Annotated in this window: 20 protein-coding genes (1 of these 20 only partly in view); 1 reads left to right on the forward strand and 19 read right to left on the reverse strand. The window is 51.3% G+C overall.

The genetic code is table 11. The features are described 5' to 3' along the window. The 19 genes from ACHHV8_RS28825 to ACHHV8_RS28915 form a co-directional block, all read right to left on the reverse strand. Positions 1-293: the 5' end (the start) of a sensor histidine kinase gene (locus ACHHV8_RS28825; protein WP_395162740.1), read on the reverse strand. It extends 1,084 nt beyond the left edge of the window; 293 of the gene's 1,377 nt are visible here — the first part of the coding sequence; its start codon is at positions 291-293; the stop codon falls past the left edge of the window. Between the two features lie 90 nt (positions 294-383). Then, positions 384-1,085, reverse strand: coding sequence for a response regulator transcription factor (locus ACHHV8_RS28830; protein ID WP_395162741.1), 702 nt, complete (start codon positions 1,083-1,085; stop codon positions 384-386). A 286-nt stretch (positions 1,086-1,371) separates the two neighbouring features. Beyond that, complete coding sequence (locus ACHHV8_RS28835) at positions 1,372-2,244, reverse strand: hypothetical protein (protein WP_395162742.1); 873 nt, start codon at positions 2,242-2,244, stop codon at positions 1,372-1,374. A 242-nt stretch (positions 2,245-2,486) separates the two neighbouring features. Further along, a complete protein-coding gene (locus ACHHV8_RS28840; protein ID WP_395162743.1) occupies positions 2,487-3,014 on the reverse strand; it encodes a hypothetical protein in 528 nt (175 codons plus the stop codon). 118 nt (positions 3,015-3,132) lie between these two features. Beyond that, entirely contained in the window at positions 3,133-3,639 is a 507-nt protein-coding gene (locus ACHHV8_RS28845) for a copper amine oxidase N-terminal domain-containing protein (RefSeq protein WP_395162744.1), read from the reverse strand. Between the two features lie 112 nt (positions 3,640-3,751). Further along, entirely contained in the window at positions 3,752-5,110 is a 1,359-nt protein-coding gene (glmM, locus tag ACHHV8_RS28850; RefSeq protein WP_395162745.1) for a phosphoglucosamine mutase, read from the reverse strand. Between the two features lie 132 nt (positions 5,111-5,242). Further along, positions 5,243-5,518, reverse strand: coding sequence for an NTP transferase domain-containing protein (locus tag ACHHV8_RS28855; RefSeq protein WP_395162746.1), 276 nt, complete (start codon positions 5,516-5,518; stop codon positions 5,243-5,245). A 20-nt stretch (positions 5,519-5,538) separates the two neighbouring features. Continuing rightward, positions 5,539-7,368 (reverse strand): glutamine--fructose-6-phosphate transaminase (isomerizing), encoded by a 1,830-nt coding sequence (glmS, locus tag ACHHV8_RS28860; protein WP_395162747.1) that lies wholly within the window; start codon positions 7,366-7,368, stop codon positions 5,539-5,541. Between the two features lie 31 nt (positions 7,369-7,399). Further along, positions 7,400-8,755, reverse strand: coding sequence for a nucleotide sugar dehydrogenase (locus ACHHV8_RS28865; protein ID WP_395163652.1), 1,356 nt, complete (start codon positions 8,753-8,755; stop codon positions 7,400-7,402). Between the two features lie 34 nt (positions 8,756-8,789). Next, complete coding sequence (locus ACHHV8_RS28870) at positions 8,790-9,608, reverse strand: response regulator (RefSeq protein WP_395162748.1); 819 nt, start codon at positions 9,606-9,608, stop codon at positions 8,790-8,792. Between the two features lie 31 nt (positions 9,609-9,639). Then, complete coding sequence (locus tag ACHHV8_RS28875; RefSeq protein ID WP_395162749.1) at positions 9,640-11,088, reverse strand: glycosyltransferase family 2 protein; 1,449 nt, start codon at positions 11,086-11,088, stop codon at positions 9,640-9,642. A gap of 15 nt (positions 11,089-11,103) precedes the next feature. Beyond that, on the reverse strand, positions 11,104-12,273 hold the full coding sequence (locus tag ACHHV8_RS28880) for a HEAT repeat domain-containing protein (protein ID WP_395162750.1): 1,170 nt from the start codon (positions 12,271-12,273) through the stop codon (positions 11,104-11,106). 21 nt (positions 12,274-12,294) lie between these two features. Further along, complete coding sequence (locus tag ACHHV8_RS28885) at positions 12,295-14,529, reverse strand: hypothetical protein (RefSeq protein WP_395162751.1); 2,235 nt, start codon at positions 14,527-14,529, stop codon at positions 12,295-12,297. Between the two features lie 456 nt (positions 14,530-14,985). After that, positions 14,986-15,579: a TolB-like translocation protein gene (locus ACHHV8_RS28890; RefSeq protein WP_395162752.1), complete on the reverse strand. Its 594-nt coding sequence runs from the start codon at positions 15,577-15,579 to the stop codon at positions 14,986-14,988. Positions 15,580-15,598: 19 nt separating this feature from the next. Further along, complete coding sequence (locus ACHHV8_RS28895; protein WP_395162753.1) at positions 15,599-16,198, reverse strand: hypothetical protein; 600 nt, start codon at positions 16,196-16,198, stop codon at positions 15,599-15,601. A 58-nt stretch (positions 16,199-16,256) separates the two neighbouring features. Beyond that, complete coding sequence (locus tag ACHHV8_RS28900; protein WP_395162754.1) at positions 16,257-17,132, reverse strand: carbohydrate ABC transporter permease; 876 nt, start codon at positions 17,130-17,132, stop codon at positions 16,257-16,259. Between the two features lie 30 nt (positions 17,133-17,162). Beyond that, on the reverse strand, positions 17,163-18,110 hold the full coding sequence (locus ACHHV8_RS28905; RefSeq protein ID WP_395162755.1) for an ABC transporter permease: 948 nt from the start codon (positions 18,108-18,110) through the stop codon (positions 17,163-17,165). Positions 18,111-18,125: 15 nt separating this feature from the next. Continuing rightward, on the reverse strand, positions 18,126-18,926 hold the full coding sequence (locus ACHHV8_RS28910) for a type 2 periplasmic-binding domain-containing protein (RefSeq protein ID WP_395162756.1): 801 nt from the start codon (positions 18,924-18,926) through the stop codon (positions 18,126-18,128). Further along, entirely contained in the window at positions 18,923-19,774 is an 852-nt protein-coding gene (locus ACHHV8_RS28915) for an extracellular solute-binding protein (protein WP_395162757.1), read from the reverse strand. The genes ACHHV8_RS28910 and ACHHV8_RS28915 overlap by 4 nt, the downstream gene beginning before the upstream one ends. Positions 19,775-20,086: 312 nt before the next feature. On the opposite strand from ACHHV8_RS28915, the gene ACHHV8_RS28920 reads away from it, so the two are divergent. After that, positions 20,087-20,887 (forward strand): helix-turn-helix transcriptional regulator, encoded by an 801-nt coding sequence (locus tag ACHHV8_RS28920; RefSeq protein ID WP_395162758.1) that lies wholly within the window; start codon positions 20,087-20,089, stop codon positions 20,885-20,887. Positions 20,888-21,002: the final 115 nt, after the last annotated feature.

A 21,002-nucleotide genomic window follows, 5' to 3' on the forward strand; every position in this document is an offset into this window, starting at 1 on the left:
TTGAGTCCTTCGGACTGATCCCAAACCGCCGGTTCGCCTTTAAGAACTTTATTCACCACATCGGTGCTAACGACCTTGCCAACATTCACCTCATCCTTGGAGGAGGTAACGACAATATTGCCATCCAAATCGAATATCCAAATACGCGAGTCAAAGGCTTGATCGAAAAATTGCAGCAACTCTTTGAATCCGTCATTCGGAACCGTTTGATTTTGTATAGCGAGATTGACCTGCTTGGCCTGCCGGATCATCTCATTGCTTTTGGAGTTAACTATGTATTCTTTGGCAAACAAGGAAATGACAAGGCCGACCGCGCACAGTCCAAGAAGTGACCGTGACGATGGAGCTGGTCAGCATTTTACGCAGAATGCTTTTATTCGGATTCAGGTACATGCTTCTACCTCAAATTTGTAGCCCACTCCCCATACCGTATGAATGCACACATTGCGACAAGGGCTTAACTTTTCTCTAAGTTTTTTGATGTGAACGTCTACCGTTCTCATATCTCCTAAAAAATCATATCCCCAAACCTGCTCCAGCAGCTGCTCTCTCGTAAACACACTGCCTGGAGATTTTGCAAAAAATGCGAGCAGCTCAAATTCCTTGGGGCGCAAGTCGACCTTCGCGCTTCCCGCGATGACCTCCCGGCGGGTGACATGAACGACCAGATCGTCAAACTCATATTGGGAGGGCGCATCAACCTCAATAAGCGGCTGCCCCTTCTGCATTCTTCGAAAAATCGCTTTGATCCGCGCAACCAGCTCTCTCGGGCTGAAAGGCTTGGTCATATAATCGTCCGCACCGAGCTCAAGACCGAGCACCCGGTCAAATTCATCATTCTTCGCTGTCAGCATAATGACAGGCACATCATAACGTTTAGTAATTTCCCGGCACGTTTCAAAACCGTCGATCCCCGGCATCATTACATCCAGTATCACAATATCAGGCTTCACTTCCGCTAATATGGCCAAGGCCGAGGCGCCGTCAGATGCTTCTATCAATTCAATAAGCTGCTGACGAAAATAGAGTCGTATGATCTCCCTCACATTCGGGTCATCATCGGCAATCAACACTTTCCAGGGCACAGGCGGTTCACACCTTTCTATGATCCTTATATAGGATTCTGACATCCTTTCCATTTTAAGTGGGTAGCCCGTAGTGTATTATTTATACGACTAAGGATTTATGTCGGCAGCATCCTCAGAATTTGCGTCAGCAAGCCGCTGCGGAAACGCATTTTTCCGGAAAGTTCGGTGCTGAATCCGACTCAACAAAAAAAGCCCTCTAGCGAATAGAGGACTTTTACAGTCTGATTAAAGTATGGGAGAAAATGAACTGCTGTTACCGAATTACGGTTAACAGGAATGCAATTTACCATGAAGAAAGCGCCGTTCTTTTCCATGTGTTGGGAGCGACACAAACATACATGTATCCGTTGTCCCAAGCGATCTCCCCTTCTTCTCCTGGAGCCGAGGACGAGGCCGGCGTCATAGATTTCCTGATGCGGACGCTGTCATCGTTGATATCCAGCTTCGTCTTGGCATCCGAGCTGCCAATACCAATGTTGCCGCTGCTGCGGTCAATCGTTAGCGGATTGTCCAGTGCTTTCCCATCATCGGAATAACGGATAATTTGCAGATTGGAGCCGGCGTTCCCTCCCGATTCCTCGGAAGTGTCGGCACGCATGGCCCAGCGGGGAGTCGTGATATTCCCGTCGTCCGCTTTGGCAAAGGTCAAATCGCGGTTAATGCCGCCGGTGCCGGCGATTCGTAAAATGCCGTCCATGACATTAAAGTTGGAGGAATGCGTGCGAATTTCAGAAATATCCTGGTCAAACGGAATTTCCAAGCGGGTAAACAGCTCGTTCGCGTTTTTGCCGTCGGGCGACATCGTCGTTTCAAACGACATATGATTATGATCGTGCTGCTTGGGGTCATTCGCTTTGGCGTGAGCGACGATAGCCGCTTTGTCTTTTCCGTTCTCGTCCAACCAGGAAATGGCCGGCTTTGCCCGGTCTTTCGTCCACTGAAGCCGAATCAGATCCGACAAGTGGCCTTCTGAGGAAATCCACTGCTTATCTGTAGAAAGGTGAATCCTATCGTTATGAGGGACCTCAATGCCTCCTCCCGGTAAAGAAGATTGCTGAAAGGTGTTGGCCATATCGCTGCCGCCCGCAAAAGCCATCCCTGAAATACCGAGAGCCGCACCGGCCAACAGGGAGACAACCAAACCCATAATTTTCATTTTGTATATCCTCCTTCGTGTTTCTAAAAAAATCCGGTCACGTCGGTCGAGGCCGCTGAAAAAGTCGTCGCTGCGAGGATAGGCTCCTTCTCCTGATCGCCGCTGTGCCAGAATTTCTTGGATTTGTCCCGCTTGCTGCGGTTGAAATCCAGGAACAAAGGCGAACGCTTGCGCTTTTACAGAACCATTCCGCAGGCTCCGCTCGTTTTTCAGCGGCCGCCGTCCGTGTCCGGCATGTTCTTTTATCGATTACCGTTCACTAGTTGAATCCATCTGACGTAATCATGGACAGCGATGCCGGAATAGCTCGGATAAAGAGAGAAGTTTTCCTTGACCTGTTTCAATTCCGACTCCATGAACGAAGAGTTCGACGTGTAAAAGGTCGTATAATCGGCTTCCGTGCTGGGTAACGTATCCACCGCGACGACAGCCTGTTTCTTAAGTGTTGCCGCCTCGAGGATGATAGATTTGGCTCTCGCTATAATGCCGTTGCTGCCCTGTGCGCTGTTGCGATAAGCCATAATGACGACACTGTCCGCCTTCTCCAGCAGCCATGCGCTAAAGGAGTAGCTTGTTCCCGGAACTGTACAGCTACTGATCCAGAATGGAATATCGAAGGCCATCGTCATGCTGCGGTCAGCGTTCCTCACTTCCGTCTCAATGAGCCGGATCGTATCCATCCATCGTTCGAGTACCCAGGTCTGATTCGTTCTCCACATGCCCAGCGTGTACGGCTCAATATCAAAGTGGTAGCCTTGAAAGCGTTCCATGGCATCTACTGAATTGTTATACTGCGTAACCGACGCAATCCATTGCTGGATGTAGATATGGTTATAGTCGTAGATCCAATCCGATTCGCCTGCCAGCGCTTCTACCTTGATACCCAGCTCAGTAGCTTTTCGGATAAAATTCCGGTAGGTCTCCTGGACCGGGATACGTTTCGTAACGAAGATAAATCGAAGTTAGCTTTTGGTTGGCGGCAAACTGAAGGATACTGTCACTTTCGGTTTCAATCAGCTTGCTGTCCCAGATCCAGGTAGATCTCTGTGCTTTGTCCGCCGAAGTTATCACCGCCAAATTCCGCTCATCCACCCAGTCAACATCGGCTCCAAGACCTTCACTGACAGCCCTAAGCGGAACCATGGTACGGTCGCTTTTGATGACTGCCTGAGCGTCCAGCTTAACAGTCTTGCCATTCACCGAGGCATAATTTTGACCAATGGTCAATATTGTATTGTAACGCTGGTTGTGTAAGGTTACCTGCTCCAACGAGCGGTCCCATTCCACCTCAGCTCCTAATTTTTCGGCAATTTCTCTCGCGGGAACCATCGTACTGCCCGTCTGCTCATCGATGTACGGCTGCGCATCCGTAAAGCTCATCCTTTCCCCGTTCACTTCCACCTCCAGCTCGGTAATAAGAGAATATACCGGAAGAAACAGAGGGACGCTCGTTAAAATCAGGCAAAAAACTAAACACGCCATCATCTTTCTCATATTTACATATGGATTAAACAACGCTATATTCAAGCTCTTCCTTTACCGCCTCTACTATGCCCTTTACGTAGCTGGACAGTTCCCTTTCATCCGGCCCCTCCGCCATCACACGCACCAAAGCCTCCGTACCCGAAGGCCTTACCAATACCCGGCCGCGGCCGGCCATTGCGCTCTCGACCTGCCGGATCAGCGCTTCAATGCGCCGGTTGCCTTCCAGCTTGTATTTGTTTTTCACCTGTACATTAACAACGAGCTGGGGAAATTTCACTACAGGGGAGGCAAGCTCTGACAGCGGCTTGCCTTCCTGCCGCATCACCTGCAGCAGTTGAAGGGCGGATAATACGCCATCTCCTGTTGTCGAATAGTCCAGCATAATGATGTGCCCGGATTGTTCGCCGCCCAGGTTGTACCCGCCTTTCCGCATTTCTTCCATGACGTAGCGGTCGCCAACCTTGCTTTTCAACGAATCCATGCCACTGGCTTGCAGCGCTTTGTGAAAGCCGAAGTTGCTCATGACTGTAGATACGACCGTGTTATGCCGTAATCCGCCGTGCTTGGCCATATGTGCGGCAAGAATATAGAGGATATGATCTCCATCCAACAGCTCGCCCTGTTCATCGACAGCAATCAGCCGGTCCGCGTCGCCGTCGAAAGCAAGCCCTGCATACGCCCGATGCTCCAATACGGCTTGGCGGAGCCGCTCCGGATGCGTGGATCCGCACGCTTTATTAATGTTCGTGCCATCCGGCCGATGATACAGCAGGACTGTCTCTACGCCCAATTCGAGGAAAAGACGAGGAGCCAGTAAAGAGGCGGCCCCGTTCGCGCAATCGAGCACGACCTTGCATCCGGCCAGCGGCCCCGATAGGGTAGACTTCAAATAGCTCACATAGTCCTGAGCGCCCTGTGCGTCATCGCGTACGGTCCCGATATCGGCCCCGATAGGCCGGGAGGCCCGGTGCGGATTCCCCTGCAGGAGGGATTCGACTTCCGCCTCCCATTCATCCGGCATTTTGAAGCCGTCTCTGCCGAAAAATTTGATCCCATTGTCTTCTACCGGGTTATGGGATGCCGAGATCATCACACCCGCATCCATCTGCGAGTGCCTTGTGACGTAAGCTACGCCCGGCGTCGGCAGCACGCCGAGCCTTACAGCGTCAATCCCTGCGGACAATAACCCGGCAACCAGAGCCGATTCCAGCATCGGGCCGGAAATGCGGGTGTCCCGCCCGATCACGATGCGCGGCCTTCTCCCTTCGCAGCTGCGCGACAGCATATCGCCTGCGATAAGACCTATCTCAAAGACAAGCTCCGGCGATAATTCGCGGTTCGCAACCCCTCTAACTCCATCCGTACCGAAAATAACTCCCATATTGGAACTCCTCTCTCCATGACTTACTAGGCAAAAATGCCCATTCGTGCATAAAAGGCCCGATTCGCCTCCTCCAGCTGTTCGGGGGTGTTAATCCCCATCACCTCCATCGGGTCCTCGAGGACGATCGCTTCAAATCGCTTCGAGCCGCCGGGTTTGAAGCACGGCATGCGCCGTTCCAAGCCGGTGGATCTGCTCAACGAAGGTTACCCGCATTCCCAGATACTCCCTCACCAGTTCCCCCTTATGCCTAATAACAGCCAATATCCGGTTAATGGGCATGCTTTCGAGCTTGTTGACCAGCCGTCCGATCATCGGCATGCCTCCGACGGGATGAAGCACTTTGGGCAGCTCCGACTTCATCCGCGTGCCTTTACCTGCGGCTAACAGAATGGCGAATGCCTCCATGTGAATCCCTCCCGTACCGTTTATTCGACCGTGACGCTTTTGGCCAGATTACGGGGTTTGTCAATATCGTTCCCTAGCGCCAACGAGGCATAATAAGAGATTAACTGCAGCGGAACGACCGCCAAAATCGGCGCCAGCAGCTGAAGGGATGGAGGGATGAAGCAAATTTCGTCCACCGCATTCAGCAGCTCTACGTTGCCTTCAACGGTGATCCCCATGACGTGGGCCCCGCGAGCTTTGACTTCTTTAATATTGCTGACCGTTTTTTCATAAAGATCCATATGTGTAGCCAGCGCAATAACCGGCGTATCCTTCTCGATCAGAGCCAAGGTGCCGTGCTTCAGCTCCCCTGCCGCATAAGCCTCCGAGTGAATATAGGAAATCTCCTTTAATTTGAGAGACCCCTCCAGGGCAACGGCATAATCCAGTCCCCTTCCGATAAAGAACAGGCTGTCCGCATCCTTGATGGATTCGGCAAACAGCTTGACCTCGTTCGCGTTCTCCAGTACCTTCTCCACTTGAACGGGGAGTGCCTTCAAGCCTTTGACCAGCTCCGTGCGACGCGCCGGATCGAGTGTCTGTCTCTCCTGCGCCAAGTAGACGCTGAACAAATAGAAGGCAAGCAGCTGGGCGGTATACGCTTTGGTCGATGCCACGGCAATCTCCGGACCGGCTTTCGTCGCGATCACATAGTCCGCATCCCGAGCAATCGAGCTGGTCGGCACATTGGTGATGGCCAATATTTTGGCGCCGTGTCTCCTGCTTTCATGCAGAGCGGCAAGCGAGTCCGCCGTTTCCCCGGATTGGCTGACGACGATCACCAGCGTTCGATCCGTGATGATCGGGTCGCGATAGCGGAACTCCGATGCGATATCGGACTGAACCGGAATGCGCGTTAATTTCTCAATCACCGCACCGCCGACGAGTCCGGCATGATAGGCGGTGCCGCAGGCGATGATGAAAATTTTATCCACGTCTTGGAAAGCACCCGCTGCGTGCGCCAGCTCCGGGAAGACGACCTCATCCCGGTCATTGATGCGTCCCAGCATTGTGTTTCGCAGCGTGAGCGGCTGCTCATGAATTTCCTTCAGCATGAAGTGGTCGTACTGGCCTTTCTCCACCTGGTCGGCGCTCCAATCGATATGCAGCAGCTTACGCTCCGCCGGCTCCGCTGTCTCGGCCTTCGTGATGGAGATACGGTCCCGGGTAATCACCGCCAGATCGCCATCCTCCAATATATACACCTCGCGGGTATGCTCAATTAAAGCCGAAATATCCGAAGCTATGAAATGCTCCCCTTGGCCTGCGCCAATAACGAGAGGGCTGGACTGTCTGACCGCGACAAGCTTGTCCGGCTCGCACTCCGCCATAACGCCGAGCGAATAGGCTCCCTGCAGCCTCCCGATTACTACACGAACAGCGGCGGCAAGATCGCCCTGGTACGCTTCGGCAAGCAAATGCGCGATCACCTCGGTATCCGTCTCGGAAGCAAAGGTGACTCCTTTGGCCTCCAGCTCTTTCTTCAGCTCCATATAGTTTTCCACAATGCCGTTATGCACGACGGTAAATTGACCCGACATATCCGCATGAGGATGGGAATTCGCATCCGATGGCTTACCATGCGTTGCCCAACGCGTATGACCGATGCCGGCCGATCCTTGCAGCGGCTGCTCGTCCAGCCGGCTCGACAAGTTGGCAAGACGTCCCTCGACCTTGCTAATTTTGATCCGATCCTGTTCCAATACCGCTATCCCAGCGGAATCGTACCCTCTGTACTCCAGCTTGCTTAGTCCGTTCAGCAGAATCGGCTGTACGTCCCTTTTTCCGATATAGCCTACAATGCCACACATCGTTGTTGCTCCTCTCTATGCTATTGATCGTTTAAACGCCTACGGCGAGCTTCACTTCTTGCTTCCGGATACCGGTGCCCAATTTATAAATATTGTCGGCCTGAATGTCCGCGAAAGCATTGCGCGTATCAATGATCGGCACACCTAGCGCGGCGAGTTCAAGGTTATTGAAGCAGCGGTGATTCGTGATCAGCACCATGCAGTCGTATTTGGCGAACGCAGATAAATCATAGTCCACCGATTGAACCGTATGCTCCTGCTTGTCCCGGAACGACCGGGCATGCGGGTCGTAATAATCCACATAAGCTCCGCTCTCCCGCAGAAGCTCATACAATTCCAGCCCCGGCGATTCACGAAGATCGTCCACATCCGGCTTGTACGCCATGCCCAGAATGAGAATCTTCGAATTGCGGATCGACTTCGCATACATATTGAGCACCTGCGATGCTTTATAACGAACATATTCCGGCATGTTGTCGTTAATGGACTGCGCCAGCTCGATAAATTTGCTGTAGAAGCGGAATTCCTTCGCCTTCCAGGACAAATACATCGGATCGAGCGGAATGCAGTGCCCGCCGATGCCCGGTCCCGGATGGAAAGGCATAAACCCAAACGGCTTGGTCGACGCCGCTTTAATGACCTCCCAGACATCGATATCCATTTTGTCGCACATCATGGCCATTTCATTAATAAATGCAATGTTAATGCTGCGGAACGTATTTTCCAGCAGCTTGGACATTTCCGCGACCTTCGGAGAAGAGACGGGAACGACATTTTTCACCACATGACTGTATAATGTCACGCCAAGATCAATGCAAGCCTCGGTCGTACCGCCAATCACTTTCGGCGTATTATGAGTGTTAAAGTTCGGATTTCCCGGGTCGACCCGCTCCGGCGAGAAGCAAAGGAAGAAGTCCTTGCCTACCTTGAGCCCTTGCGCTTCCAGCTCGAACTGAATCAATTCCTCCGTCGTGCCCGGATAGGTCGTACTCTCAAGAACGATCAAAGCACCGCGCTTCAAATTTTTCTTTATTTCCAGGACGACACTTTTAATATAGGAGGTATCCGGGTCCTGGTTATCATTAAGCGGAGTCGGAACGCAAATGCTGATCGCGTCCAGCTTTTGAACCGTATGGTAGTCATCAGTCGGAATAAACCGGCCGGACTCCACTGCATTCTTAATTTCCTCATTCGGAACGTCTTGAATGTACGACTGGCGGTTGCGAAGCGACTCTACTTTACGATAATCCAGATCAATCCCATATACGGTAAACCCGCCCTTGACCATCTCCATGCATAGGGGCAACCCTACATAGCCGAGACCGATCACCCCGATTTCAGCCGTTTTTTTCGTAAATTTATATTTTAAATTTGTGTATGTGTTCATCATACTCTCCACCTTCCCATGGTTTATTTCTAGATTAATGGCTTAATCGAGAATCCAGCTTCTTGATTCTCCACTCCAGCTCCGAAATGGAAAAAGGCTTCGTCACATAATCGGATGCGCCCAGTTCAAAAGCGCGGTCCATGCTTTTCGGCAGCTGCTTATCGGTGAGAACAATGACTTTTCCATCTGTCGCATAGTCTCTCTTGATTTTATCGATCAGTTGATAGCCATCCAGAATCGGCAGGTTCAATTCCGTAATCACCAGACTAGGCATCGTTTTCTCGAATTTCTCAAGCGCTTCGCTTCCGTCTTTGGCTTCTTCCACCTTGTAACCGTTAATCTCCAGCCGCAGTTTGACAAATTCCCTGCTTACCTCGTCCGGGTCGGCGATCAGAATGGAAGTGATCCCTTGCTGAATCCCTTGATTCATAAACAAATGAGTATCCCTGTTCTCTCCTTTCGCATGAAGTGTTGTGTGGAGCAGCTGTGACAGCGACTGTTCCGTCAGCTCTCCGCTCTCCGGGAAGCTGGCGACAACCATTTGACCTTGGAGCAAGCCCTGCCGTTCGATAAATTCTTTGAGAACGAGCGACACATAGTGGGTGTCGATCAGCTTTTGCCCGGACAGCACGACCCCGAGAAGGCCATTGGAATCCAAGTAGAAGCATTGAAGGGGCATCTCGAGGTCAAATCCGTTGACAAAGGTCTGCATTTGCTCCAGTACCTTCTGATTGACCGCTGTGCACGGAGCCAGAATGATTCCGCATGTTGTGCCGTCTTCATAGGAAGCCTGGACCCGCCGGGCCAGCTCCAAAATTGCCTCTTGAATCGGATCGTGAACTAATACCGCCATCTTCTCCACTCCTCTTATCTTCGATTAGAATCTATTTATTAAAATTAGTACGGACCATCGTTCCCCAGGAATTGTTGTTGCGCAGGAATTGGATATGTCCGTTTAATCGCCACCATACGCCAATCTGCCGATAGCCTACAAACATTAAGAACGAATATAAGAGCATTTTGTTTAAATCGCTGAGCTTCGGATAACGCCCGAAGGCGGTCTCTTCAATAAACAAGGCCCCCAGGCTCAAGGAAAAGCAGGAAAATAAATTCACTAAGGAAAAGATGACGACGGTGCTCCAGTCCGTCATATTCAGCAGCCAGTACCCTAATATAGCTAGCACGCCGCTGAGCCGGAAATACGGATTGAGCGTTTCAAACACGATGTTATAAGGCAGGGTGAGCAGCCCGAATACTTTGTATTTCGGACGGAGTACCATATGGATGCCTTCTTCAATCATATTTTTCAAATTTCCCCGCCCCCAGCGCTTGCGCTGGCTGCTTAGAATCCGATAGGAATCTGGGGCCTGCGTCCAACATACGGCGTCCGGGCAGAACGCAACCCGGTAAGGAATTTTATTCTCCAGGCAGTGCCGGTGGAGCTTGATGACGATGTTCATATCCTCGCCCGGATAGCCTCCCCGGTAGCCGCCGACGTCAATCACCTTATCCTTTTGAAAAACCCCGAAGGCACCGGAGATGATAATCAGACCATTGATCGCGCTCCAGCCGATCCTTCCGCCCAGAAACGCTTTCGTATATTCTACATTCTGCAATGCCGGCAGCAGCTTGCGGGGAAATTGGACATCCTTGACGATCCCGTCTTCTACCGTGCAGCTGTTGACGATGCGGACGTTGCCGCCGACGGCGATCGTTTCTTCGGGATTCTCCATATACACTCTGGCAATCCTCGTTAAGGCGTCCTTTTCCAGCAAAGAGTCCGCATCAATGGTTGAAATGAGCCGGTAATGCGAAAGATTGATGCCTGCATTCAGAGAGTCGGCCTTCCCCCCGTTTACCTTATCCACTAAGTAGAGATTGGGATACTCGGGATTATGGTACACGCCTCTGATTTTGCCTGTCTTAATGCTGCTTGAAAGCACCGGATGAATGAGCTCCAGCTTGAATTCTTCAGTCATGCGCTGCAGGGTAAGATCCTGCGAGCCGTCGTTGACGACGATTACTTCATATTCTGCATAATTGAGAGCCAGCAAGGATCTGACATTTTCAATAATGGTTAATTCTTCATTATAGGCCGGAACTAATAAAGATACCGGCGGCAGATGGCTGGAGCCGGACAGCTTATTCATCCGGTTATACTGGATTCCGCGCTTGATTGAAAAAATATGGCGGATCGAAAATCCGAATATGAAATAATAGACTAGGGTTACGAGAATCACATAGAACAGAGCGATATAGCTGTAAGACAACAGGAACTGTCTTAATCCGCTCAAGAAGGAATCCGCAACCGCTTGATACCCGAAAATCCACATGTACGTGCAGCCCTCCTAAACGACGCGAACCACTCTTGCCGGTTTGCGGAATATTTTGTCATAGGTGTACATCAGTGTGTTATACTGCGTCAGCTTATCCAGATGGTGCAGCTGCATCGACAAATGCTTGAGCTCTTCATCGATCAGCCGGTGCATGAAGTCTCCGCGATCCGTGCCCTGCGCGGCAGCTGCACTCTCGCAGACCGCAGCCATGCCTTCCTGCCCCATTTTGAGCAGGCCTTTGGCGCACGTATAGACTACGCGCTGATCCGCATCCGCCAGACTGGCTCTCATCAATTCCACATACGCAGCATTACGAAGGGTTCCCACGGCTTCTAACGTCAGCCTGCGAATATCGAGATTCGAGTGGCTGAGCAGCTTGCTGACGACGTTCCTAGGAAGCAGGCGGGAGCTTTTCAAATATACCTCCACCGCTTTCAGTTGAATGTCTTCATGCTTGGAATCCATAAGCCGGTAAACGGCCGAGGCAGCGGCTGGATCGGTGTATCCATTCATGCCGATCAGCCCGATCTGAATGTAAGCCGAATTGGTATGATTGACGTATTCCGTGTACAAGGAAACGGTATCCAGCTCCGAATCGGCAAGGATATCGGCGACCAGCTCATAGCATTTCTTATCGTGCCGCAGCAGCTGCTGGACGATAACGCCGAGATCCTGCTGGTTCCGGGCGCACTTGGCGGCGGCTCTCGCTACGACAAACAGTGAGGAATTTAAAGGATGTTCCTTTAGCATTTCCAGTAAACCCGTCATGGCCTCCTTCACTCTCATGCAGCCCAAATGGTAGGCGGCATCCAGCTTTACCGGATACGAACGGTGATGGAACCGTTCCAAATGATGCTTCACTAAGCCAAGATCCTCGCAAAGCCGGATCAGCTGCTGTCTCTGCCAGCCCGAGAAGCATTCCACCATATCGTTCAGCCTTTCCTGCATCGCCTCCCTTTCCACCTCATTCATAGTCCATGGAGGAACCCTTAACGGCTCCACGCCGTTAAGGCTGGCATGAACATAGGTCAAGTAATCCTTAAACTTCACTTGAAACCGGTCGTTCTGCCTCCTCCTTCGGATATTTCTCAGCTTGATGGCATAAATGAATGCGATACAAACCAGATTGAAAGCGATAAAGACATATAACGCTTGAATAGCTACGTCAATATTCGCGTACACCTTGTCAACTCCTCCCCTGCTTCAGCTGCCCGGCGTGCCGGTAACCGGGCCGTTAATCTTCTCCATAGCCTCTTTCATAATCGAGTAGCTCTGTTTAGGCCGTTCCACATAATCGACCTTGTCTTCCCACCGCTGCCATGTATACAACGGCATACGGGACACCGGAACCGGCTCTGCCGCAGCCGAGTCGTCCCGGCCCACGACTTTATCGTTCTGTACAATCCACGGAACGATGCGAACTCCTTTTACCGGGGTCACTTCGAATTTATTCGCAACCGGCTGATTGTAATTCATGACACTCAGCGAGCTGGGGTCGCTGAACCCGAGCAGCATCCAAGGAATGCGCATTTCCAGCACCTGTCCCTGCGCCTGCCACATCGCCTTCGAATTATAATCGGGACGCGACGGATCGCTGTAGCCTCTCTCCAATTGGCCTACCTCCACATCGCCGAACGGATGGCTAAGCCGTGCATCGGGATACTCCAGCAGATAATTCACAGCCAGCTTCCACGGCTTGAAAATTCCCGAATCATCCTGCTTTTCCTTCGGATCGATCTCCGGCAAACCGGAACGCTCATACAAGCGGGCGTGAAGATCATAATTGGAGGCTATCATCATGCGTCCTTGATTCGGATCCGCCAATTCAATGAGCGTTTCCAGACCTTCGTCCAAAGTAACGCCATGCAGCTGCGGCGCATGACGGTTGCCTCCCGGCAGCGTATCCGTCCCGAAATAAACGCTTTGCTTGGACGGGTCGAAGGGCTCGGACAGCTTGGCCATCAGGTAAAGGTAGCCTTCGTCATGCGTCGCCCAGAGCTCCTCAAAGCCGGGGGCCTGCACATCCAACCGCTCCTTATCGTCCCCCAGCTTATCCCAATCCGAGGCATCGCCATCGATATGAATATCGTCATCCTTACTCGGGAACATGCCCAGTACTCCGAAAAAGGATTCATTGGTCAGCGTGTTATACCAGTAGGCACGGCGATCGGCTTCATCGTAGCGTTGAGTGTTCCATGTCTTCTTGAACCATTCGTCCTGCCACGTGAACAGCATCGCCCCCGAATAGCCGGTATCGTGAATCTGCTGCAATAAATCCGCATCGATCTCACCCTGCTGCTGCTCGTTATGACCGCCTTGATTGCGGCCGAGCATGCCCAAGTGGGCTACACCCACAGAAGCAGGCACGCCGTACTCGGTGATCATGACCGGCATGTCAGGATGCGCTTCTTTTAACCGATGCAAATAGGTGGTGTAGCTGTCGATTTCGCCCTTGCTGTTCTTCATTGTCTGAAACGATTTATCAAATGCAAAAAAATCCGGGTAATACGGATACACATGATACGAGGCAAAATAGCCTGCGGCCCAATCCGCCGCCTCAATATGGGTAGGATCGACGCTAACGAGATCCTCTTCAAACAACGGCTCTCCCGGATGCTCCAGCGGGTCGGTCGTCACCCAATTGGCAAAAGCCATCGGATGCTGCCAGCCGAACTGGCTTTCCGTTTGCGCTGCCGTATCCATCATAAACGCCAGCCACTTTTCAAAAGGAGCCGCTCCCGGTTTACTCCGGAAATGCTTTCCTTCATAATCGGCGGTATCGGCATGAAGTTCGTTGGTCCCCTTCACCATCTTGGGATCCCATTCGGTGCCGACAATCCAGCCCATCAGATAGGGGCCCGCGTTATATTTGTACACACCTCCCGCTTTTCCCGAATGCGGCTCGGGTGTCAGCGTCGTCTTTCCATAAACCGCCGCAACCGCATCCTTAATTTCTTGTTCGAATTTCTGTTTGATCTTGGGATCGAACGCATCTTGCCCTTCAATCAGCTGTTCCTCCGGACTCCATATGCCCTGAACAAAGAACAGCGGATTTTTGGAATGGTGCATATTGTACTTGACCAGCGCTTCATAAAACTCGGGCATCATGATCGTATAAATGCGGATCACATTCGCGCCCATGCCCTGGATCATCTCAAACCATTTCTCGTAATCATCCTCCGAAATGGCCAATTCACCGGGAAAGTGCCCGGGGATGGTCGCTCCCATGTTGACTCCCTTGGCAAAGTAAGGCTGCCAGGATTGATTCGAATACTCCTCCACATTCGTTCCCTGGGTCCTGAACTTCACATGAATGCCGTCGGCCGTCGTCGTGCTTTCAATCTTGACCAAAAGCGGACGCAGCCAATAGTAGAGCCCTCCGGCTATAATCGCAAAGACAAGCCCAAGCTTTAAAACATATTTGAACCACTTGCCCATCGTATTCACCTTCGATAATTCCAGATAGTTATGCTGTCTGTTGTCATGTTACGACATGAAAGTACAGTTTGTCTGTTTTCTAAATGTTAAACATTATGATCATTTCCGCATCATTGTGTTCCTTATTTAAAATTTGTTATCAAAGTATTAAAAGATGATGAGAAAACGATGAAATTGTTGTTTTTATCCATTAAAAGGGTAATTAAGGAAATTATCAGAAATAATAGATTGAATTATCTGTCAATTTATGATGGATTAAGCGGCAAAGGTTTCACACTTTGACATCGATTATCATTTTTTTTATGAAGCTGCATAACAAAAGACCACATACTGAACGTACGTGGTCATTTGTTTTACCTGTTTATTATGACTGCTGATCCTTTACCCGCCCTGCAGCGAGTCTTTCTACAATAGTACCGCTGAGCAGCACAACCGCTGCCGGAATTAGCCAGAAAATCAGGCCTTCCGCTCCCCGCCGGCACCCGGGAAGATCCCGCGGACATCGACAACATACATCTGTCTCCGGCCTTCGTGCGTAGAGTCCAGGGAAAAGGCCGTTCCGGCACGATTCCACCGAGGATGCAGGTCGCAGCGGTAGTCGCCTTGCACCTCAGGGTAAGAGTACAACGACCCTAAAGTAACGCCTTGCTTCCGCTCCAAATCGTACAAGTACAAATGCCGGTAGCTGTCCTCATCGGGATAGCTGTCGTAAAGCAGCAGCCTGCGGTCCGGCGAATAGCTGCAGTGGCCGTCCTTCAGGAAGAAGCCGGTATCTACCGGCTCCACCTCATGAGTCCTATCCTTCAGCACGTACAGCTGGTTGCCGGCGTCCGAGCCCTCCGCTCCTCGGGAATAAATAACGAGATGCTCCGGATCTCTCCAATGATAATGCGAGGCATAAGAATAATCGCTAAGCAAAAACAACTCCGTGCCGTCATGCTTGGCGGTAACAATCGCCGTCTTCCAGTGCGCAGCGGATGCGGTTGGGAAATTGCGGACCAGACAAACGAAGCGAGTTCCATCCGTATTGAAATTAATGTGGTTAATCATAATTTTATGATCCTGACCATTAAAGAAGTCTTTCGTAAAATCCCAAATGGCTTGTAAAGAAAGGATCAGCTCGCTCCGTCCGGTCCAGGAGGTCTATCCGATAGATGCCGTCGCCCGACGGATGCGGCTCTTGAGCGTAAGAATCCGGAATTTGAGCGTAACCGTAGCCCGGGCGAAAGTCGAACATACGGCTGAAATTGACGCTGAGCGCATATTTCCCCGTCGGGTCCACATTCGTAACCGGCTGCTCCAGCAAACGCTGCTCCTTCGTATGGACATTCAGCACGACCCCTGCGTATTGACCTCCGCTGAACGTATTGAAAATAATTTCATCCTCCGGCGCCAGCGGATTCCACTGCAGCATGGTCCCCTGCTGAAAATTCCAGGCCGTTGTTTCCGCCACAGGCGTGTACTGCTTGGTGCTTGTATCGATCATGCCCAGCTCGGCTTTATCGTCCTTATTCTGCAGCCGGTCCCAGAAGGATACTTTATGAACCAGATGGTACCGGTCATTGTGGCTCCAGGCCGGATTATCGTAATAGCCGTAAAACTGATGGCCGCTGCCGTCCGTTAATCGGTCCAGGCTGACCTGCATATTTTTCATCCGCTGTATGTTCATTTCCGACGCCTCCGCATCTTTTGGCATTTGCTTGGTTTATTACGTTTCCTGCCGACACCTACTCCTTCAGAGCGCCGATCAATACGCCTTTGACAAAAAAGCGCTGGATAAAGGGGAACACAATCAGCAGCGGTGCAATCGCCGCAACCATGATGGCGAACTTGAGGGTTAAAGAAACCAGAGCGCGGGAGTCGCTTACATCCCCCATCATCTCGGTGTTTTGATCGAGTATCAGCATTTCCCTTAGAAACACTTGAAGCGGATACAAGTCCCGCTGGCGGATATAGATCAGCGCATTGAAGTAAGCATTCCAATGACCCGAGCCGTAAAATAAAGCGATGACTGCGATAATCGGCTTGGATAACGGAAGCGCCACTTTGGCAAAAAAGTTGAGCTCGCTGGCCCCGTCAACCTCGGCAGCATCCCGCAGCTCCTGCGGAATATTCATTTCCAAATACGTTTTGGTAATAAGCAGATTCCACGTCGTCACGGCCCCCATCACGATAAGCGCCCACCGCGTATCCAGCAGTCCGAGCGATTTCACGATCAAATACGTCGGGATCATGCCCCCGTTAAAAAATAAAGTAATCACAATAAAGAATAAAACGATTCTTCGTCCGGCTAGTTCACTGCGCGACAGAGCATAAGCTGCGAGCAGCGTGACCGTCACATTAAGTGCTGTTCCGCACACGGTATATAGGATGCTGTTGCCATACCCGAGCCAGATGGTATCTGTGGACAGCAGCAGCCGGTAGGCGCCCAGCGACAGCTGGACCGGATACAGCAGCAGCGGATGGGACAGGACCGAGGCAGGATCGCTGAGCGATGCCGACAGCACATAGTAAAAAGGATAAACAAACACGATCGCAGTCAGCACAAGCAGTGCATAAATCGTGTAATCGGTTCCATTCATTTGCCTGGATAACCGGTTCATGTCAGCAGCACCCGCTTTCATCAAAATCGTTTACCACAAGGAATAGCCGCTCAGCCGGCGGGCCAGCTTGTTAAATATAATAATCATCAGAAACGTCAGCACCGAATTGAACAAGCCTACCGCCGATGCGAAGCTGTACTGCTGCTGCACCAAGCCTGAGCGGTACACGTAGGTGCTCAGCACGTCCGCCGTTTCGTAGGTGCTTGAATTGTACAGAAGAAACACCTTCTCGAAGCCAACGTCCATCACGCGCCCCAGATCCAACAGCAGGATCGTAATGATCGTCGGCTTGATTCCCGGCAGACTGATGTGCCAAATTTTTTGCCAGCGGCTTGCCCCGTCCATATCGGCGGCTTCATACAAGCTCGGGCTGATACCGGTCAGGGCGGCGAAATAAATGATCGAGCTCCAGCCTAGCGTCTGCCATACGCCCGAGGAGATATAGACGGTGCGGAACCAGCCCGGTTCCCGGAGAAAGTCAATTTTGCCCGCACCGAACATCGAAAGCAACCCGTTAATAAACCCTGTGGAAGGCGAAGTAAAGGTCACAATCAGGCCGGCCACAACGACGGTCGAAATAAAATGCGGCAGGTAGCTGATCGACTGGATTACCGTGCGGAATTTCGTATGCTTCACTTCATGCAGCAGCAGGGCAAAAATGATCGGAATCGTAAATCCGAATACAATGCTGTAAGCCCCGATGAGAAATGTATTGCGGATCAGCCTGCCGAAATAAATCGAATCATAAAAAGCTTGAAAGTGCTTGAAGCCGACCCAGGGACTGTTCATCATCCCTTGGAACGGGTTGTAATCCTGAAAGGCAATGAGCGTTCCATACATCGGAGCATAGTGAAACAAAATATAATAAAGCGCTCCGGGGGCTAAAAACAAGTACAGCACGATATTGCGCTTCAGCCGGTTCCGCATCCATAGATTGACCCGGGGCTGGGCCCGCGACATGCTTTGCTCCAGTTCCATCCTGCCTCGCCTCCGTTAGTTCTTCGCTTTAAGTACATTGCTATAACGCTCATAGGCTTGGCTGTACAGCTGGGTCAGCCGGTCCGAGCCGATTTTTTTCAATCCTTGCTGGAAGGCATCGTAATCGCTGAACGGCTTCTTCCCACGAATAAACGCATTCATGTTCTCATCCACATAGGTGTTGATGTCGCGCTGCAGCGACTGGACCTCGCCAAGCTCCTCCGGCGTGAAATGCAGCGCGGGCACCTTCTTCTTCCCGGCATTGGGTACGGACAGCGCATTTCCTTTCCTGCCTTCATCGCTTAACGTCGCTAAATAATGCTCGGGCATCATGGAGGACGGCCAGCCGCTCACATAGCCGACATACGTGTTCAAATAGCTCAATACGTCCAGCTTCGGATCGTTGGCTACTTTATCCGTATAGGTTGGAACCCCGTCCTTCATCGTGTACGTATCCCCCTCGATTCCGAAATAAAGCAGCAGCGCGCCTTCCTTGGAGTAGAAATAATCCATCAGCTTCGTAATTTGCGCCGCATTCTTCGTAGTGCTTGTAATCGCCGTTCCGCGGCCCGGATCGATCTCATTGTGCTTACCGATAATATTCCGTTCGCCCGTTGGCCCCTTAGGCGGCGCCATAGCGATAAAGCCCGGGTTCTTGTTCGCACCCTTGAGCATTTTGTTATACTTCGTTAAATAACCGGCATATGAGCCGTACATAAAGCCGGACACCTCCTGCATCACCCGGCTGTCGCGCACATCCGCCTTCATTCCTTCATACTCGGGGTCGAGCAGGCCCTCGGTGTACAGCTTATTCAAATATTGCAAAGCGTCTTTGTATCTCGGTCCGTCGGTCCGTACTTGATCTTGCCGTCTTCAATAAAAAAGTCATCCGTGCTGTTCGGCCCTCTGCTGCCTACCCCAAACGCCCAAATGATCGGGTTCGGATTATCTGTGAACGGAATTTCATCGGCCTTTCCGTTGCCATTCGGATCTTTTTCCTTAAACGCTTTCAAAACCTGGTACAGCTCATCGGTCGTGTCAGGCGCCTTCATGCCGACCTTCTCCAGCCAGTCTCCGCGCAGCATGAACCCGGCAAATGTCTGGGTACGCGGATCCAGCAGCAGCCTCGGGAAAAAGTAAATATGTCCGTCCGGCGCCGTAATCTGCCCTTTGACCGCCGGATTGCTGTCCAATAGCTTTTGCAAGTTCGGAGCGTTGCTCTTGATGAGGTCCTCCAAGGGCTGCAGCGCGCCTTGACGACCGTACTGGTCGGCGAGCACCGGATCGATATGCCCGATTAAATCCGGCAGCTTGCCCGAAGCCATAATCAAGCCCAATTGGGCCTTGTAATCCTCCGAACCGGGAGCCGCCGTCGTTTCCCATTTCACCGTCACGTTCGTTCTCTTGGCAATTTCCTTCCAGACGATCTGGTCATTGTAGCTGGTCACGCCGCTGGATCCGGCAGCCGGAATAAAGTCCGCCCAGCCATTGACGGTAAGCGGCTTATCCGTGCTTGAGGTTCCCGTAGAGCTTCCCGTTCCGGCTTCCGCCGATGGGTTCCCGGGATTGCCGCTTGCCGGGCTATCACTCAAGCAGCCCGCAACAACACTGGACGCGGTCAAAAGTGCGGAAAGAGCTAACGCAGATACGCTTCGTTTGGACATATTAATCCTCCCTTGGATTCGCGGTTTTGTGGTTATCCATTCATAACGGAACAGCCATCGACCCGGCACACGCTTATTTTGCGAACGCTTTCAATATGTGTCAAAATAGACCTTAGCTCCTCCCTTCTTCCTATAGCCCAGAGCTCGTTCTTCTATAGGTTGTAAGTTTTCATCTTTCCGTCTATGCAGCTGTTGAGCTTAATACCTAGATTATATCTAGTTTCAGCGATTCCTCACATTGACAATTGAACCATCCTTTTGTATATTCTGCTCATTCATACACTTCATTCAGGTGAGGGAGGATCAGCCGTCTTGAACCATGAAACGGAGTTTCTATTCACTGCGCTTCCGGAGCCTTACTACGAAGTCAACTTTTATAACCGCAAAGAGCATTGGGAAATGAGCGAGCACCACCATCTCTATTATCAGTTTATTTTTATTATTCATGGCGTTCTGTTCCTGCATATCGACGGGGAAACGTATCCGTTAAAAAGAGGCCAGCTGTGCATCATCCCGCCCCATCGCAAGCATGCGCTGAAAACCGACCAAGGGTACTACCAGTTCGGAATTAATCTGCAGAATGAAAAGGACCGCAAAGGGCTGATTGCCCTGTTCGAGGCTTACATTCATGACTTCACCGTGCTCGAGTCCCCGGAAGTTCTCGATCGGCTTCCTTCGATAGAGAAGGAGTGCGGCGAGTTCACCAAAATTTCCAAGATCAAAGCGGCGAATCTGCTCGATCAATTACTGACCGCCTGCATAGAAAAAGCGATCGGCGGCACGGAGATCGTCTTCAAAAACCAGCTGCTCACCTTCCTGCATAAAAACCTGCACCGCAAAATTACCCTTCACGAGGTTTCGCGGGAGTTAACGGTCAGCCACTCCCACCTGGAGAGGCTCGTCAACCGCGAGTTTGGCTGCGGCGTGATCGAGCTGTTCAATCAGCTCCGCATCGATAAGGCCTGCTCTTTATTGAGCAACTCGAACTTCAGTATCGAAGCGATTGCCGAGCATCTCGGCTTCTACGATACGTCTCACTTCTCCCACTTCTTCAAGCAGAAGATCAAGATGAATCCGACCCAATATAGGAAGCTTAAGCATTGGACGAAGTGAGGGGAGGTAAAAAAAAGGGGCTGTCCAGAAAGTCAGTAAAGCTGACTGCTGGACGCCCCGTTTTTATTAAATGTTAAAAATAGGCACAAAAAAACCGTCTTTTCCTGTAAAATGA

It is taken from the genome of Paenibacillus sp. TAB_01, from assembly GCF_043945595.1.
GTDB lineage: Bacteria > Bacillota > Bacilli > Paenibacillales > NBRC-103111 > Paenibacillus_S.